Origin of the sequence: Pedobacter riviphilus, from assembly GCF_014692875.1 — a bacterium.
Taxonomy (GTDB): Bacteria; Bacteroidota; Bacteroidia; order Sphingobacteriales; family Sphingobacteriaceae; genus Pedobacter; species Pedobacter riviphilus.
Map to the genome: position 1 here is coordinate 3,562,944 of NZ_CP061171.1, position 13,263 is coordinate 3,576,206.

At 37.1% G+C, this 13,263-nt stretch carries 12 protein-coding genes; 2 read left to right on the top strand and 10 right to left on the bottom strand.

All coding sequences use genetic code 11. From position 1 onward, the window contains the following. Window positions 1-5: 5 nt before the first annotated feature. The 4 genes from H9N25_RS14505 to H9N25_RS14520 form a co-directional block, all read right to left on the bottom strand. Entirely contained in the window at window positions 6-2,696 is a 2,691-nt protein-coding gene (locus H9N25_RS14505) for an outer membrane beta-barrel protein (protein WP_190326372.1), read from the bottom strand. Then, window positions 2,680-2,913, bottom strand: a complete 234-nt coding sequence (locus H9N25_RS14510; protein ID WP_029274124.1) for a DUF1456 family protein — start codon at window positions 2,911-2,913, stop codon at window positions 2,680-2,682. Before H9N25_RS14510 ends, H9N25_RS14505 begins: the two co-directional genes overlap by 17 nt. Before the next feature lie 97 nt (window positions 2,914-3,010). Continuing rightward, a complete protein-coding gene (locus H9N25_RS14515) occupies window positions 3,011-4,315 on the bottom strand; it encodes a DEAD/DEAH box helicase (protein WP_190326373.1) in 1,305 nt (434 codons plus the stop codon). Window positions 4,316-4,365: 50 nt separating this feature from the next. Next, window positions 4,366-4,584, bottom strand: coding sequence for a hypothetical protein (locus H9N25_RS14520; RefSeq protein WP_169502871.1), 219 nt, complete (start codon window positions 4,582-4,584; stop codon window positions 4,366-4,368). A 214-nt stretch (window positions 4,585-4,798) separates the two neighbouring features. Between H9N25_RS14520 and H9N25_RS14525 the strand changes: the two genes are divergently transcribed. Together H9N25_RS14525 and H9N25_RS14530 are read left to right on the top strand one after the other, a co-directional pair. Continuing rightward, window positions 4,799-5,272 carry a ribonuclease H-like YkuK family protein gene (locus H9N25_RS14525; RefSeq protein ID WP_167296683.1) on the top strand — a complete coding sequence of 158 codons (474 nt, stop codon included), beginning with the start codon at window positions 4,799-4,801 and terminating at the stop codon, window positions 5,270-5,272. A gap of 456 nt (window positions 5,273-5,728) precedes the next feature. After that, a complete protein-coding gene (locus H9N25_RS14530; protein ID WP_190326374.1) occupies window positions 5,729-6,196 on the top strand; it encodes an SRPBCC family protein in 468 nt (155 codons plus the stop codon). 10 nt (window positions 6,197-6,206) lie between these two features. Here H9N25_RS14530 and H9N25_RS14535 read toward each other — a convergent pair whose 3' ends face one another. The 6 genes from H9N25_RS14535 to H9N25_RS25320 all read right to left on the bottom strand — a co-directional run bounded on the left by H9N25_RS14535 (window position 6,207) and on the right by H9N25_RS25320 (window position 13,037). Then, a complete protein-coding gene (locus H9N25_RS14535; protein ID WP_190326375.1) occupies window positions 6,207-6,785 on the bottom strand; it encodes a DUF4468 domain-containing protein in 579 nt (192 codons plus the stop codon). 92 nt (window positions 6,786-6,877) lie between these two features. Then, window positions 6,878-7,903: a porin gene (locus H9N25_RS14540; RefSeq protein WP_169502868.1), complete on the bottom strand. Its 1,026-nt coding sequence runs from the start codon at window positions 7,901-7,903 to the stop codon at window positions 6,878-6,880. 36 nt (window positions 7,904-7,939) lie between these two features. Next, window positions 7,940-9,346, bottom strand: coding sequence for an ammonium transporter (locus H9N25_RS14545; protein ID WP_167296687.1), 1,407 nt, complete (start codon window positions 9,344-9,346; stop codon window positions 7,940-7,942). Window positions 9,347-9,713: 367 nt separating this feature from the next. Next, window positions 9,714-10,661 carry a TIGR01212 family radical SAM protein gene (locus tag H9N25_RS14550; RefSeq protein WP_169502867.1) on the bottom strand — a complete coding sequence of 316 codons (948 nt, stop codon included), beginning with the start codon at window positions 10,659-10,661 and terminating at the stop codon, window positions 9,714-9,716. A 940-nt stretch (window positions 10,662-11,601) separates the two neighbouring features. After that, window positions 11,602-12,822: an APC family permease gene (locus H9N25_RS14555; RefSeq protein WP_330221041.1), complete on the bottom strand. Its 1,221-nt coding sequence runs from the start codon at window positions 12,820-12,822 to the stop codon at window positions 11,602-11,604. Continuing rightward, the gene (locus H9N25_RS25320; protein ID WP_330221042.1) at window positions 12,786-13,037 is read right to left on the bottom strand and encodes a hypothetical protein; all 252 of its coding nucleotides are present in this window, start codon (window positions 13,035-13,037) and stop codon (window positions 12,786-12,788) included. The genes H9N25_RS14555 and H9N25_RS25320 overlap by 37 nt, the downstream gene beginning before the upstream one ends. Between the last annotated feature and the right edge of the window lie 226 nt (window positions 13,038-13,263).

Genomic DNA, 13,263 nt, shown 5'->3' on the forward strand with positions numbered 1-13,263 from the left:
TTATTCTATTCGTCGACATTAAAGTTACCATTCGTTTTACCTTTTTTATTTCCAAACTGGCTCAGGTTATAACTCAAGGTAGCTTGTACAAAACGGCTGATAAACCTTGTCCTATTCTCGGAGATAGAGTTATTGGTAATACTGGTGCTAAAAAGTGCCCCCTGATTAAATAAATCGTTCGCCTGGACAGAAAAAAGGAGTTTGTTGCCCTTAAGGAACGAAGTATTTATTCCCATGTTTACCAGTAAAGGATTGCCGGCATACAAACTATAGCCAAAATTCAAGCTTTTAGAAGCCGATGCATTTACCCGAAAATGCTTGTCGGGGATCCAGCTGACACTTCCACTCAAAGCCACAACCTGTACATTTTTAATGTTTTGGTTCATTACCGAATAGGTATTTGAACTGAAACTATACGACGCACTGGTATTAAAAGAATATTTTTTCTGATTGAGGTTAAACCTAAATCCGTTCGAAACGTTAATGCCGCTACTCCTGTTCAATACATTATCGGTATAAAAAACATTGTGGCTGTAAGCAACATTCCCATTTATAGATAAAGACAGTTTATTATCAAGCATTCTTTTGTTGAAAGAATAATTTCCTCCTACATTATAAATGCCGTTCACATTCTCGTAGGTGGTTTGTTGCTTTAAGCTGTTCAGCGTATCCCTGAGAAAAACTGTATTGCTTACCACGCTGTTAATGGCGAAAGTTCCCGATAAGCCAGCCATAATACTTAAGCCAGATTTCGTACTAAATTTGTTAAAACTCAGATCAGCAGTGTGGCTCGATGTCGCTTTCAGGTCGGGGTTACCAATAATTAGGTTCTGTACATCATTATTGTTCCTTACTGGCTGCAGTTTATTAAAATCAGGCGAATTGGTATAACCATTATAGCCAAAACTCAGGTTTCCGTTGTCTTTAATCTGATAGCTTAAATTGGCCGAAGGAGAAAAATTCAGCTGATAATTTTTGAGTTCCTGTCCGGTGTTCTGGTATTTACCAATAATGATGCTTGGCGAAAAATTAAGACCAAAATTATAACTGATCCGGTTGCTATTGGTATTGTAACCGATGCTGATATTCTGGTTAATGAAATTCGATACATAATCCTGTCCTAATGAATCGACCACAAAACTATTTCCCAATGGACTGGTAACGGACGTAGTTTGTAGGTTCCTGCTCCTGCTTACCGAAAAGCGATAGGAAAAATTGATAAAACTGTATCCGCTACTATCATCTACCTTTTTTAAGGAGTTTGAAAACTGGATATTTCCACCAAAGTTCGAATTTGAAGTATTATTATCTACCAAACGGTTTAATAACGAATCTTTAACCAGTACATTTGTAGTTTCGTTATAATAACGGATAATATCGTTAATGATACTGTTGCTATTTCCGCCACTGCTGCCAAAATTGAAACCCATGGATAGCGAACGTTTATTATTGGCCAAACGCCTTGACCAGTTGATGCTTCCATTAAGATTTGGATTACTATTGCGGGAAGCCGAATTGGAAATAAGATCCTGCTTGATATAGCCTGTTTTATTGGAGGTAGAAAAAGCATCATTCCTGGTATTGGCCAAAGAACCGGCCAGCGAAGCATTGAAATAATTCTTTTTTGTAGCACCGTTTAACCCCAGGTTAATGTTATTGTTTAAAGAATTAGAGTTATTGGTACTTTCCCTTAAATCGTAAATGGTTCCCTGTGGGTTAAAAGTTTCGAGGTAATTGCTCTGAATGGATTTATTGGTGCCGCTGCTAAAATTATAACTCCCGTTAACGCTAAATTCTTTTGAAATTTTATCCCTGATATTACCATTCAAGGCACCATTATTCATCTGGCTGAACTCATTATTGGTAATGCCATAGCGACCGCCAAAACCAATCTGTTTTGTTTTTTTCCATATACTGCCGTTGGTTCCCAGATTATGCGCATTGTTGGTGGCAGAATTCACATTCATTCCCCCAAAAATACCCTTATCCATGCCAGGCTTGGTAACCAGGTTCAGCATTTTTTGAGGGGTACCGATTTTAATGCCGGTAAAATTAGCTTCATCGCCATAATCATCAATTACCTGTAGTTTGGCAATGATATCTGCTGGTAACTGCCTGATATAATCTTCTACATTGCTGGTAAAAAAATCTTCACCATTTACCCGAAGCTTGGTCATTTTTTTTCCCATTGCCGTAACAGCACCTTTTTCATCAACCTCAATGCCCTGTAACTGTTTTAAAAGGTCTTCAACCTTGTCGTTTTCCCTAATGGTATAAGCGCCGGCATTATACTCGATGGTATCTTTTTTGATTTTAATGGGATCAATCTTTACTTTAACCTCTACATCTTCGAGGCGGATGCTTTCGGTTTTAAGCATAATTGGATCCAGGTTGGAACTTTTTTTGGAAGATTCGACTTCGTAAATTGACGCATAAGGTTTATAGCCCAACGCTTTTATACTAAGGTAGAATTTGTTGTGGCCTACTTTTGGGAATGTAAAATTGCCTTTCGAATCTGAATTAGACCGTAGGGTATCCTTATCGGTAATCAATTGGATACTTACCCCCTCAATAGGCTTTTTTAAAGAATCGGTTACGTGGCCGCTTATTTTAAACTGAGACTGAGCGAGAGCGTTAAAGGAGAAAGTGATCAGTATAAAAAATAATAAAAAGCATAAATTATTGCTTTTTCTCATCCCTCGGACCTCTTTTATAAATTACCAGACCATTTAAAAAATTACGCAGGATCTGATCGCCACAGGGTTTAAAATTTTCGTGGTCTTCATTCCTGAAAATATCGCCCAATTCTGCCTTGGTTACCTTAAATCCAACGAGGTCGCAAATGGTTATAATATCCTCTGTTTTTAATGATAAGGCCACTCTCAGTTTTTTTAATATATCATTGTTGCTCATTGCTAATTGTTGTAAAGTTATAATGTTGGGATGTTTTAAAGCTGTAGAATACTTAAAACGTTTAGTTGGCTACTCAGACTCCCGATTTCGGATTAATCTAACTCGCTACTTCTAATTTAAGTTTTTTCCCTTTAATTTTTTCGCCGCTTAATGCTTTTAATAATTTCTCTACTTTGCTTCTTTTAACCGCGACATAACTCGTAGTATCTTTAACTTCGATCAAGCCAAGATCTTCTTTTGTTAAATTACCTTTCTGCAAAAATAAACCTACAATATCAATTTTGTTAATTTTATCCTTTTTGCCATGTGCAAGATATAAAGTTATCCAATCGCTGGCTTCTGGTAATTTATACTGCTCTGATAAAACTTCTTCTTCAATATCATCCGGCAAATATTTATAATGCTCTTCTGTGGTTAAAATAGCGTATGCCGTTCCTTTTGCATGCATCCTGGCCGTTCTACCATTGCGATGGATATAAGCATCTTCGGTGTAGGGCAATTGATAATGTACAATATGCTCTACTTCAGGAATATCTAGACCACGGGCGGCTAAATCTGTTGTAATTAAAATCCGATGGCTACCATTTCTAAATTTAAGCAATGCCTTTTCACGATCGAACTGTTCCATCCCACCGTGAAAAACATCGTGACCTAAACCATTTTCGAAAAGTAAGTCACTTATCCGATCTACCGTTTCCCTATGGTTACAGAAAACCAATGTATTTTTACTACCTATTTTACTCAGTAATCGGAAAAGGTAATCTAGCTTATCGGCTGCGGGCGCAGTTATTTTTTTAAGCTTTAGATCTGGTTTTGCTTCGATATTTTTTGAAAAATCAACTTCAACAGGCACATTTAACTTTACAAAAGCCGGAATTTCCTCCATTTTGGTAGCAGAAGTAAGTATACGCTGTTTTAACGAAAGCAGTGATCCAATGATGTAAGACATGTCTTGCTCAAAGCCAAACTCCAGCGCTTTATCAAATTCGTCTAAAATTAAGGTCTCGATAAAAGATTCGTCAAAGTTTTGATGTTCTAAATGGTAAGCTATCCTACCAGGTGTTCCGATCAGGACAGCAGGTGGATGTGCAAGATTATTCTTTTCTATCCGTACGGCATGCCCACCGTAACAGCAGTTTACTTTAAACGGAGTACCCATTTGTTTAAAAACCTGCTCTATTTGTAAGGCAAGCTCTCTCGACGGTACCAAAACTAAGGCTTGCACGCCCTTAACTCCGGCTTTTAGGTTGGAAAGTAATGGCAATAAAAAGGCCAGCGTTTTCCCCGAACCCGTTGGCGCAATCAATATCACATCTTTACCAGTCTTGGCTGCTTTTACAGAAGACTCCTGCATCTCATTAAGTGCAGTAATGTTTAATTTTTTTAAGGCATTTTCTATCATTCCGCCATAAAGGTAATCATTTCTCTTTAGGGCTAAAACGGCATCCTTTTTTAGGGCTTGAAAAATCTTTCCCTGAGTTTCCGCAGGGTAGAAAAGTTTAATCTTTTCTCGAGCAACATTAACATATTACCACGTTTAGACATTGATGATAGCACTTTTTCGTTAACCGCATCAACTGATGATAAGATCTTGTCAGCCAGTTCATCTGCAAATTTATTCGCTCTGCTATTTTGTAATAACTGGAACTCTTGAATCAATTCTGCTCTCATAATTAAGAATTTTTAATGAATGTACAAATATTAACGGACCGAATAATAATTTGTTTCAAGAAATAATAAGTCCATCTAAACTATTATCACTAACTTGTTGATAACTAACTTTTTGTTAGCAAATAAACAATCTGCACTTAACACATATTTAATTTTTAGCGCCTATTTTTATAAAAACCTGATTACCATTCGTTAACCTCAAAAACTCAAATGTATGACGTGGAAAAAATTTAGTGGTGAAATTATTCAGTCTTCAATCCTCGAAGAAGTAGAAAATGCGATTATCAGAGAAACAGAAAATGGCTATAAGCTTAAAGTTTGCATCGGTACCGATTCGCAGGTTAAAGGGGCAGTAACCGATTTTGCAACCGTAATTGTTCTGTTAAGAGAACACCATGGTGGTTTTATGTACATCCACCAGGAAAAGAGCTCACAACAGGTAAGCATTAAAGAAAGAATGTTAATGGAAGTACAAAAATCTATTGAAACAGCTTACTCTATTTGCGATTTACTTGACATTTATGACGTAGCGCTTGAAGTACATGCCGATATCAACACGAGTCCATCGTTTAAATCGAACAAGGCACTTAATGATGCAATGGGATATATTTTAAGCATGGGCTTTATCTTTAAAGCTAAACCGGAAGCATTTGCCAGTTCTACCTGTGCGGATAAGATGGTACATTAGCAGAAAAGCTTTGACAAATTTCTTAGTCTAATGCTAGAAATTTGTCAAAGCCGATCTTTTTTATAAATAACATATAGTTTTTTTTTGGAAAGCAGTTTCAGTAGCTTTTGATTATTGTAGTCCCGCTCCCGCTTCTGCCGATGAAATATCGGCATCTCGCTCTGATCGGGTTTAGGGGGCTTAAACAGTGCAGCTATCCGGGGTAAAATAAACATAGCCGATATCAATCTCCTTACAAATTATACTGTTAAGTCTTCGACTACGCTCAAACTGGCATACATTTAGTATATTTCCCTAACTTTATGCCATCTAGTGGTCTTCGTGGTAAAAAAGATGTAAAATGGATAGCACACTCAACTCTGCGATCTCTGCGCCTTCATTCTGCGAACTTTGCGGTTAAACCTAAACTATTCTCAACAAAACCCCATCTTTGTTGTTGTGCTTTAAAACAAAGACTTGAAAACATATAGATTAGAATTTACCCAAGAACTCCCTGCTGATTTAGATACCGCATGGGACTTTTTCTCTTCACCATTGAATTTAGCCGAGATTACACCGAATAACATGACATTCGAGGTAACCTCCCCAAACATGGCCAATACCAAAATGTATCCCGGCCTGATCATTACTTACAAAGTTTCGCCCTTATTCGGTATCAAACTAAACTGGGTAACAGAAATAACGCATGTTAAGGATAAAGAATATTTTATAGACGAACAGCGGTTTGGTCCATTTTCATTCTGGCATCACCAGCACCATTTCGAAAAGGTACACGACGGTGTATTAATGCACGACATTTTGCATTACGGCATCGGTTGGGGACCAATTGGTACCATTGCAAATGCCTTGATCGTAAATCATAAAATCAATGAAATTTTCAAATTCCGATCTCAGAAAGTAGAAGAATTATTTGGAAAATTTTAGGCTGAACCAACTACCATTGTTTAGTAGAAATGGTTTCGACTTTCTTCTTGGCTTTTTCGACTCTGTTGGTGGCTAAATACTTTTTAAAATCATCGCCAAATTTTTCAACTTTAAGATAAGTGCTATTTAAAATATCTTTCCATGCACCTGCGTTCAGCTTACCTGGCGTACGCTCTAAAGGCACACCAATTTTTGTAGTTGGCACAAAATTCCCGTAACGATCTCTCTGGTATGGAATAAACAACATATTAGTTAGCCAGAATCTATATCTTCCATTACGTGCCTCAAAAACAAAACTATAACTTACCTCTCCACTGGGATGGCCAGCAACTAAAATTGTTTTATCAATTACTATCGTGCCTTTAGCTAAAACAGAAGAATCGGTAACACTTTCCTGAATCATCGATTTTTTATAAGCAACATTAACGAAAGCTTTTGCTCTTTGCAGTAAAGTATCTTTGCTTAGCAGTTGAGAATCTACAACCTTATAATAGATAAATTTACCGTTATCATCTTTAGAAAACTGTTTTTGCTGTGCAGATAATTGAATTGAAAAGGCGGCAAGAATAATAAAAAGAAGATATTTCATGTAAAATTGGTTAATAGATAAATCTAAATATTTAAAGGTAAGAAAAAGCCGTCCCGATTTCACATCGGGACGGCCTAATATTATTTATTTCCTTAAAAAGCGTAAACTGCCGCTAAAGAGAACTGGCCTCCATTTGGTGCAGCGGCGCCACCTTCTTTAAAGAAAGGTTTATCGCTATTGTGGTCTAATCTTACCTCTGGAATAAAGGTTAAACCACCAGATTTAATGTTTGCGGTAAGTGTTACTGCCGTAAAGGCCGTAGCTGGAACTGCACCTGCTGCTTTAAATTTGAAATATTCACCTCTTAACCCTAAAGTTACTGCATCTAATACTGCGTACTGCGGGTATAAAGCAGCACCAGCATAACTTCCTGGTACAGCACTATCCTTAATATCATAATTAGCGGCATTTAAACCTAATTTAAACTTTTCCGTAATCTGATATGCAGTAGTTAAATCCACAATCGTTCCGTACCCACCAAAACCCGCGCCCGATAAAGCATTAATGTAGGCTGTCCAACCTTCTACCGGTGCAACCATTAACTGACCGCCAATAGCCGAAACACCTCGCGATGCACTGTAAACATTCCAATCATTAAATAAACCAGCCATTAAACTTACTTTATCGCTGAATTTATAAGTTGCTTTAATACCTGCATTTTGGAATGGACCATTAGTAAATAAGTATGAAGTTGAGTAGTTGAAGTTTCCAACCGGAGAAATTACCTCATATCCAATAAAGGTACCCATGTAACCAGCAGTCATGCTAAATTCATTTGTGAACTCGTAGTTAACATATAAATTCTGGATATTAAATGAAGAACCACCAGCAGCGGCATCAGGAATAGATTGCGATTGTCCTCTCGGGCCAAAAGAAAGCTCTCCAACAAATGAAGCCTTGCCTGTTTTTTTCTTCAGCGCAATATCAATCATCCCTAGCGATACTGAGTTGTGATCTGTTACAAAAGATGTTTTTGCATTTAATGGATTCTTAGCAAAATCATATTTAAAGTACGTATCTACCGACCCTGAAATTTCAAGTGGTGATGTAGTGGTTTCTTGAGCCAGGGCACACGTAGTGCTGGCCATTGCAAAAATAGCTGTTAAAAGTTTCTTCATGTTTGAGCTTGATTTGAGTTTAGATATATAAAGTCCTTAAGAAATTGATTCTGTTAATGGGCTGTTTTTTTCGATATAGATGGCTCTCTCCTCTACCAGTAAAGTACCTTGAGAGTATTTTTCATCATGCTGAGAAGCATCAAGACCTAGTTCTTCTTCTTCTTCAGAAACCCTGATTGGATTGATCAGATTTACCAGTTTGAAAATAACGAACGATACAACGAAACTGAAGATGATTACGATTACAGCGCCTTTTAGTTGTGTAATAAAGAAAGCTGGGTTACCATAAAATAATCCGTCAGCACCGGCAGCATTTACTGTTTTTGTAGCAAAAACACCAGTTAACAACATACCAACAATACCACCTACACCATGACAAGGAAAAACGTCTAATGTATCATCCAAACTGGTTTTTTGTTTCCATGTAACTACAAGGTTAGAGATAACTGCAGCAATAGCACCAATAAATATACTTGATGAAATACTTACAAAACCTGCACCTGGTGTAATAGCTACCAAACCAACTACTGCACCGATACAAAAACCTAACACAGAAGGTTTTTTACCTCTTGCAACATCAAAGAACATCCACGATAAACCTGCAGCACCTGCAGCAGTATTTGTAGTTAAAAATGCCGAAACAGCTAAGCTACCTGCACTTAATGCAGAACCTGCATTAAATCCAAACCAACCGAACCATAATAAACCAGTACCAATTAATACATATGGAATATTAGCCGGTGGAACTTCTTTATGCTCTAAGTGAGATTTTCTACGTTTTAAAACCAATGCTCCTGCTAAAGCTGCCATACCTGCAGAAATGTGTACTACTGTACCGCCTGCAAAGTCTAACACACCCATTTTAAACAAGAAACCTTGTGGGTGCCATGTCCAGTGAGCCAAAGGAGAATAAACAAATATTGCGAACAAAACAATAAACAGAATGTATGAAGTAAAACGAATACGTTCTGCAACTGCTCCAACTACCAAACCTGGCGTAATAATGGCAAACATTAATTGAAACACAGCAAATAAAGAAAGCGGAATAGTTAAATCCGATCCTCCTTGAAGATGTGGTGCTCCAGAATTTACACCTTTGAAGAACAAAAATGTTGATGGATTTCCGATAAAGCCACCAATAGTATCTCCAAAAGCCAAACTAAAACCAACAACTGTCCACAAAACTGTAATTACTCCTGCCGCTACAACACTTTTAATCATTGTGGATAATACATTTTTACGGTGAACCATACCACCATAAAAGAATGCAAGACCTGGGGTCATTAAAAATACAAGCGCTGCTGCGATTAATATGAATGCAATATCAGGTCCACTATACTTGCCTTCATCAAAATTAGGGAGAAGCGGAATAAATAGAGCGAAAATCGCGACGATCATTAAGATCGCGAAAGGCGCAAACTGTTTAAAGGAGAATTTACTCATAGTTTTTAGTTTAATTTGTTTGTAATATTTAATTATTAATCAAACGTTTGACAATAATTGATCAAACGTTTGATTTATTTTTATAAAAATACGATATATTGTAGTTTTTACACCATTAAATTAAAATATTTTAATAAAAACAAATGATTTTTATAAAATAGAGCAAAAATTAACCGTAAAATTAAAAATAACAAAAAATTCAGCGGATTTTAATGTAAGTTTTTAATAAAAACAAAATCACATATTAACCATCATTTATCCAATTTTAGCTAAAATTTGTAATTTTTAACCTAAAAAACTCATCAATAACAGAAAAACCCATGAAATTTCATGGGTTTTTCTAAAAATTATTAAAAATTTTATCTTTTTAAGAAAAATAAGCAGATCCTTGAACTATCCCTCTTTTTTCTATTTCTTTATCCATATACGTTTGAATTGCCGATTTATTAAGCCCCCAGTTTGGTGCAATTAGCAAATCCCAGTCTGAAATGCCAAAAAGGCGTTGAATAACAATATCTGGACGCAAAAGCGGGATCAACTCGCAAAGCAGATCCGTATATTCTTCAAGTGAAAATAACTTAAAAGGCTCTTTTTTGTATTTAGCGCCCATTATAGAACCCTCCACAACATGAAGATGGTGAAATTTAACAAACTTAATTTGCGGAAAACGGTTAATTTCATGAATATAACCATACATCTGCTCTCTGGTTTCCCAAGGGAAACCAAAAATAGTATGCACACACAAATCAAGCTTACTGTCTTTTAAAAGCTCAACCGCAGCAACAAATTCGCCATGACTACAGCCCCTGTTAATCTGATCGAGGGTTTCATCATAGATAGATTCCATACCCATCTCCAAGTCTACGTCAAAACGATCGGTATAACTTTCTAATAAAGCTACCTTTTCGGCATCGATACAGTCAGGACGGGTACCCACTGCAAACCCCACTATATCTTCGGTATTAATAGATAAGGCCTCATCGTACATCATCTTTAAATAATGCACCGGAGCGTAAGTATTAGTGTTCGGCTGAAAATAAACAATATACTTATCAGCTTTATAAGAGGTTTTAGCCCTTAACATGCCTTCGGCAAGCTGATCTTTAATATTTGGATTTTTACGCGAAGGTTCTGGTGTAAAAGAATCTACATTACAATAAGTACATCCACCGTAACCCTTGCTACCATCGCGATTAGGGCAGGTAAAACCACCATCTACAATTACTTTAAACACACGCTGCCCTTTATACTTTTCGCGCAAATACGTACCGTAATTTTTATACCCCTTTATCCCTGAATCTACAAGTGTTCCCATTAATTGCAAAAATACGCTTTTTGTTCGAGACACAAGGTTAGATTTGAGATATTAGAGCGGAGATGTGAGATTAGGCGTACAATTGGGGCTAGGGAAAAACACACTGCTGATCATTAAAGTTTAGAAATTCTATTTTTTTTAGAAAATCAACACCTGTGTTTCACTTTCATGTCAGGCCCGCCACAGGTACCTGGCAGGTCTTACACCCTGACCGGTATTTGCCATGTCGGGTTTAGAATAAGCTGTTACCTGCACAAATCTAAGTTAACTAAACCCGGTAGCAGCGAGCACGAGGCAATAGTTCATTGCCGAAGAAAAGCGGATAACGGGGCTTTCGGAACCTATTGATGCAGAACCCTGATTTTCAAAATGTAAAAATTAGATTTGGGGCGGTAAGATTTAGCATATATATATAAGGTAGATGGTTTAGGGTTTAGGGTTTAGGGTTTAGGTAAACAACCAGCAACTCAACAGCGTTTAAAAATTTAGTTCTTTTTTTAGAAAAGCAAAACCTGTGGTTCTTCGCAGTGCCAGTCCCGCCACATGCTCATACGCCTGCAGGCCTTAGGCGCGGGGCCGGTATCCGCCATGTCGGGTTTAAAATAAGCTGTTACCTGCACAAACCTAAGCTAACTAAACCCGGTAGCTGCGAACACGAGGCAATAGTTCATTGCCGAAGTAAAGCGGATAACGGGGCTTTCGGAACCGATAGATACCAACTCTTGCTTTTCAAAATCAGATTGAGGGGGTTAATATCAGATGAGGTCTAAAAGCCGGGTTGGCAAGCAGTATTCTTTAATGTAAAAAACCTCGCAGTTTTTAAAGCCTGCGAGGTTCCGTAATAAATTCTTCATCTCGTACCGTCATCCTGAACTTGTTTCAGGATCTATCCTATCACTAAGATGCTGAAACAATTTCAGCAGGACGACCCTGGCTAATCTTACTGTTCTTTTTTGTTAATGAAAAAGTAGACCGGTACACCTAGCAAAACAATCACAAGCCCAGGCCAGGTATATTGTTGTTTATAAATGAGCAGTAAAATGCAAAATGCCGCCCCTATTAATAAATAAACAATTGGAGTAACTGGATATAACCAGGTTTTGTAAGGTCTTTCAAGTTTAGGTTGTTTTATCCTTAAATAAATAACCCCAAAAACAGTTATCATATAAAAGAGTACAATAACAAAAGAGATCATATCTAACAGATTGCCATACTGCCCACTTAAACATAAAGCAGATGCCCAGATTCCCTGCATCCAAAGCGATTTTTCCGGAACACCATTTTTATTGTTTTTAAGCGCTGCTTTAAAAAACATTCCATCTTTTGCCATAGTCTGAAAAACCCTTGCCCCTGCTAATACAATTCCATTAACGCAGCCAAAAGTAGAAATCATCACCAACAAGGCAATTACAATTGTACCAATTCCATTACCAAAAATTTGTTCTGAAGCGGCAACAGCAACCCGATCATTTAATGCAAAAGCAATACTATCTCTGTTTAGGGTATTGAGATAAATAAAGTTGACCAATAGATAAAGAATCATTACTGCCGAGGTACCTAAAACCATAGAACGTACTACATTTTTTTTAGGATTTTCAATCTCTCCTGAAACGAAAGTTACGTTTTCCCAGGCCACACTCGAAAATACTGAACCTACCATTGCCGCTGCAATTCCACCCATTATAGTCATCCCAGAAATAGTTTCCCATCCAGATTTTAAGAAATTTCCACTCGAATCTGTTTTAAGATTATTAAAAGCACTAGACCCAAAACCTAAATTTTCAGTCCAAAAGCTATTTTTTACTAAGAAGAAGCCTAAAATAATTAAAGCAATTAAAGCAACAATTTTAGATCCTGTAAAAATATTCTGCAATATTTTACCACTTTCAACCCCCTTTGTGTTAATATAAGTTAAAAGCAGAATAACAGCAATGGCAAGAATCTGTATCCAGGTAATTTTATAACCGCCGCTTTGGAAAATCGGAGCAGCATCGTTTAATGCAGGGATTAGATAAGCCGTAAATTTACCAAAAGCAACGGCAACGGCTGCAATAGTTCCGGTTTGAATTACAGTAAACAAACCCCAGCCGTAAAGAAACCCCATCATTTTGCCAAAAATCTCTTTCAGGTAAGTGTATTGTCCGCCCGCTTTAGGAAACATAGAAGAAAGCTCCCATAAGAAATTGCAGCTGCAACTGTCATCCCCCCGGTTATTACCCATACCACAATCAACCAGTAACCAGAACCTAAGTTTCTCATTATATCGGCACTGACAATAAAGATCCCGCTTCCGATCATCGAGCCCATTACCAACATTGTAGCATCAAAAAGGCTTAATTTTCTCTTAGAAGGTCCATCTTCTTTTTCAATTTTCATCTTTAGTTTGGTTTAGTTTGTGGCTAATTTATTTAAAAAAAAGAAAATAGGAGCGCTTCGATTGTATTATTTTAATTGAGCAAAATTTTATTTGTCTTGGCAATGAAAATTTTAATCACAAGAAGAATATTTTATTATCTTGCTAATTATAAGTCCGAGGTCTGGAGTCCGAAGTCCATAGTAGATTAACGGATTAAAGAATTTCGGAGTTTGAGCGGGATGTCTG

Excerpts from the sequence above, each read along its gene's own strand:
- H9N25_RS14505 (WP_190326372.1), bottom strand. The coding sequence starts at position 2,696 with ATGAGAAAAAGCAATAATTTATGCTTTTTATTATTTTTTATACTGATC.
- H9N25_RS14510 (WP_029274124.1), bottom strand. The coding sequence starts at position 2,913 with ATGAGCAACAATGATATATTAAAAAAACTGAGAGTGGCCTTATCATTA.
- H9N25_RS14515 (WP_190326373.1), bottom strand. The coding sequence starts at position 4,315 with ATGATAGAAAATGCCTTAAAAAAATTAAACATTACTGCACTTAATGAG.
- H9N25_RS14520 (WP_169502871.1), bottom strand. The coding sequence starts at position 4,584 with ATGAGAGCAGAATTGATTCAAGAGTTCCAGTTATTACAAAATAGCAGA.
- H9N25_RS14525 (WP_167296683.1), top strand. The coding sequence starts at position 4,799 with ATGACGTGGAAAAAATTTAGTGGTGAAATTATTCAGTCTTCAATCCTC.
- H9N25_RS14535 (WP_190326375.1), bottom strand. The coding sequence starts at position 6,785 with ATGAAATATCTTCTTTTTATTATTCTTGCCGCCTTTTCAATTCAATTA.
- H9N25_RS14540 (WP_169502868.1), bottom strand. The coding sequence starts at position 7,903 with ATGAAGAAACTTTTAACAGCTATTTTTGCAATGGCCAGCACTACGTGT.
- H9N25_RS14545 (WP_167296687.1), bottom strand. The coding sequence starts at position 9,346 with ATGAGTAAATTCTCCTTTAAACAGTTTGCGCCTTTCGCGATCTTAATG.
- H9N25_RS14550 (WP_169502867.1), bottom strand. The coding sequence starts at position 10,661 with ATGGGAACACTTGTAGATTCAGGGATAAAGGGGTATAAAAATTACGGT.
- H9N25_RS14555 (WP_330221041.1), bottom strand. The coding sequence starts at position 12,822 with ATGTTTCCTAAAGCGGGCGGACAATACACTTACCTGAAAGAGATTTTT.
- H9N25_RS25320 (WP_330221042.1), bottom strand. The coding sequence starts at position 13,037 with ATGAAAATTGAAAAAGAAGATGGACCTTCTAAGAGAAAATTAAGCCTT.